Below are 2,338 nucleotides of genomic sequence, written 5' to 3'. Positions count from 1 at the left end.
GTCCGGGGCGTCCGCCGGCGTGACCGCGTGGACGTGGGCGTGCGCGTGGCCGTCCGCCGCCGCGTGCCGGGCCGGGGCCGCGCCCGCGCGCGTGACCACCAGCGCGGCGATGCCGGTCGTCAGCGGGATCGCCAGCACCAGGCCGATCGACGACACCATGGTCCGCACGATCTCCTCCGCGAACTCCCCGGACGTCAGCGTCGGCCCCAGCGGCAGCCCGTAGAGCTCGAGCAGGAGCAGCACGGGCAGCGCCGCCCCGGTGTAGGCGAACGCGATCGTGTACACCGTGGACGCGATGTGGTCCCGGCCGATCCGCATCCCGCCGCGGAACAGCTCGCCGCGCGAGGCGCCGGGGGAGACCGCCCGCAGCTCCCACACCGCCGAGGCCTGCGTGATCGTCACGTCGTTCAGCACGCCGAGCCCGGCCAGCACCAGGCCGCAGAGGAACAGCCCGCGCAGCGACGTCGCCCCGCTCTCGCCGAGCAGCTGCGCCAGCCGGTAGGAGTCCTCGCTGCTCACGCCGGACAGCCGGGCCCACTCCGCGCCGAGGATGCCGAGCCCCGTCGTCGCCGCGAGGCCGGCCAGCGTGCCGAGCAGCGCCGCGGACGTGCGGAGCGACAGCCCGTGCGCCAGGTACAGCACGACGGCCATGATCAGCGTCGACGCGCTGAGCGCCACCACCACCGGGTTCTCGCCGCGGACCAGTGCGGGCAGCACGTACACCCCGATCACCCCGAACGCGATGAGCAGGCCGACCAGCGCCCGGAGCCCCCGGCCCCGCGCCACCAGGATGATCGCCAGCGCGAACACCAGCGCGATCGACACCAGCGGCAGCGTCCGGTCGTAGTCGTGCCAGGCCCAGACCTCGGTGTCGGAGTCGGTCGCCGGGTAGTGCTCGACCAGGATCCGGGTGCCGGCCGGCACCTGGTCCGCGGTGGTGGACGCGGTGGCCCACACCTCGACGTCGCGGCCCCGCTCCGGCCCGCTCGTGACGGTCGCGTGCACCCGGAGGCAGGCCACCTCGTCGGGGATCGTGCCGTCCGGCAGCCGGTCCTCGACGGTGCCCTGGCACTGCTCGACCGACGTGCCGGTGACGGTCGCGGTCGGGTAGTCGATCGCGACGTCGCTGATCTGCCGGGCGGTCGACGGCTCGCCGTGCGGCCAGGTCAGCGCCATGCCGACGGCGGCGGCCAGCACGAGGGGCAGCAGGATCGCGGCGATGACGCGGCGGGTGCGCAGGGCGGCGGGGGAGGGCACGGGGGCGATTCTGCCGGGTGCGCGGGCATCGTGCCGCGGGCCGGCCGCCGGGGCGCGGCGCGGCCCGACGCGGGGTCCGCCCGCGCGGTGGGGGACAATCGAGGCATGACCGCTCCCTCCACCGTCGACCCGGCTGCCCCCGCGGCCGAGGGGCACGTGCTCCCGCCGCTGCGCATCGGACCGCTCACGATCGACACGCCCGTGGTGCTCGCGCCGATGGCCGGCGTGACGAACGCGGCGTTCCGCCGGCTGTGCCGCGAGTCGGGCGCCGGGCTGTACGTGGCGGAGATGGTGACCTCGCGGGCGCTGGTCGAGCGCGGCGAGGAGTCGATGCGGATCATCTCGCACGCCCCCGACGAGAAGCCGCGCTCCGTGCAGGTGTACGGCGTCGACCCGGCGACCGTCGGCGCGGCGGTGCACCTGATCGCGTCGGAGGACCGTGCGGACCACGTCGACCTCAACTTCGGCTGCCCGGTGCCCAAGGTCACCCGGCGCGGCGGCGGCTCGGCGCTGCCGTGGAAGCGCGAGCTGTTCGAGTCGATCCTGCGCGCGGCCGTCGACGCGGCCCGGCCGTACGGCGTCCCGGTCACGGTCAAGATGCGCAAGGGCATCGACGACGACCACCTGACCTACCTCGAGGCCGGCCTGGTCGCCCAGGACCTCGGCGTCGCGGCGGTCGCGCTGCACGCCCGCACCGCCGAGCAGTACTACTCCGGCACCGCGGACTGGTCGGCGATCGCGCGGCTCAAGGAGACGGTCACCGACATCCCCGTGCTGGGCAACGGCGACATCTGGTCCGCCGAGGACGCCGTGCGCATGGTCCGGGAGACCGGCTGCGACGGCGTCGTCGTCGGCCGCGGCTGCCAGGGGCGGCCGTGGCTGTTCGCCGACCTCGCGGCGGCGTTCGCGGGCTCGTCCGAGCGGATCACGCCCGGCGCGCGGTACGTCGCGCAGGTGATCCGCCGGCACGCCGAGCTGATGGTCGAGACGTTCGGCGACGAGGGCAAGGCGCTCCGCGAGCTGCGCAAGCACATGGCCTGGTACTGGAAGGGCTACGTGGTCGGCGGCGAGCAGCGCGCGG

2 protein-coding genes are annotated in these 2,338 nt (G+C 75.3%); one reads left to right on the top strand and one right to left on the bottom strand.

Features of this window, described 5'->3' with window-relative positions; translation table 11 throughout:
• A partial coding sequence (locus VER05_RS11600) for a YibE/F family protein (protein WP_324845510.1) occupies positions 1-1,257 on the bottom strand: 1,257 nt, incomplete at its 3' end.
• Between the two features lie 105 nt (positions 1,258-1,362).
• On the opposite strand from VER05_RS11600, the gene dusB reads away from it, so the two are divergent.
• Positions 1,363-2,338 (top strand): tRNA dihydrouridine synthase DusB (dusB, locus tag VER05_RS11595; RefSeq protein WP_324845509.1); only part of this gene is annotated, 976 nt, incomplete at its 3' end.

The organism is Cellulomonas sp., from assembly GCF_035634735.1.
Classification (GTDB): domain Bacteria; phylum Actinomycetota; class Actinomycetes; order Actinomycetales; family Cellulomonadaceae; genus Cellulomonas.
The sequence above is the reverse complement of the archived record's forward strand: the minus strand, read 5'-3'. Positions and strand labels throughout refer to the sequence as shown.